The 761-nt window shown below is 57.7% G+C and carries 1 protein-coding gene; it reads left to right on the top strand.

What is annotated here, in order from left to right; all coding sequences use genetic code 11:
- Window positions 1-12: 12 nt before the first annotated feature.
- Window positions 13-159, top strand: coding sequence for a DUF305 domain-containing protein (locus tag ABB22_RS17975; protein WP_238569093.1), 147 nt, complete (start codon window positions 13-15; stop codon window positions 157-159).
- Window positions 160-761 lie beyond the last annotated feature (602 nt).

Raw genomic sequence — 761 nt, 5'->3', positions numbered from 1 at the left:
TTCATCGCGTCTATGGTCCCGCACCATTCGGGAGCGATCCTCATGTGCCGCGAGGCGCAGCTCTCAGATCCGGAACTCGTCAACCTATGCCAAGCGATTTCCGATGGCCAGCGCGCGGAGATCGAGCAGATGAACCGGATTGCTGCACGCCTTCGTTGAGGCTGGCTGCCACTACACTGGCGCCGCGTTGCGCTCCGGCGAAGTTAGCCGCAGCGATGTAAAGATGAGTACTTGCGGTGTTCCGATGCCGGCGGTTGTGTCCTACAGCCGTCCAGGTGCCAGGTAGTCCACGCGACACCACCCCGCGCTGCCTGCGGAGCGAGCGCAAGTCATGATCGTCGCAAGTTGGAGTTCGATAGCGAACCCGCTCAGCAGCTGGACGCATCAGGCGTAACGACGGGTGGATGGATCATCCTTGGACGCTGGTGGAAGTGGTTGGATGAACTTTGTTGCCGAGGGCGAAAAACAAGGCTATAATTGAGTTCTTCGCTGATCACCACAGTGGAGAAAGTGATTGGGAAACAGAGACTTAGCGCTCTAGTGCATGACTCGTTTCCCGCTCCAGATCGATGAAGTTTCCGGGTTTTCAACGGAGCGGCATCAGGGATTCACCTCATGGATACCGAGCAGTTTGGCGACTGCACCCGGTATCCCCGGACGGCCGGAAGCCTCCGGAGAGCGTGAAGAAAGTTGTTAAAAAAGCTGGCGCAACACCTACGAAGTCTGTAGAATGCACGGCTCCCCAAGCGGGAATAGCTCAG

It is taken from the genome of Stenotrophomonas nitritireducens (assembly GCF_001431425.1).
In the GTDB taxonomy this organism is placed as follows: domain Bacteria; phylum Pseudomonadota; class Gammaproteobacteria; order Xanthomonadales; family Xanthomonadaceae; genus Stenotrophomonas; species Stenotrophomonas nitritireducens.
Note: the sequence above shows the minus strand (reverse complement) of the source record. Positions and strands in the feature narration are given on the sequence as shown.

Coding starts and splice junctions, on each gene's coding strand:
- ABB22_RS17975 (WP_238569093.1), top strand. CDS start 13: ATGGTCCCGCACCATTCGGGAGCGATCCTCATGTGCCGCGAGGCGCAG.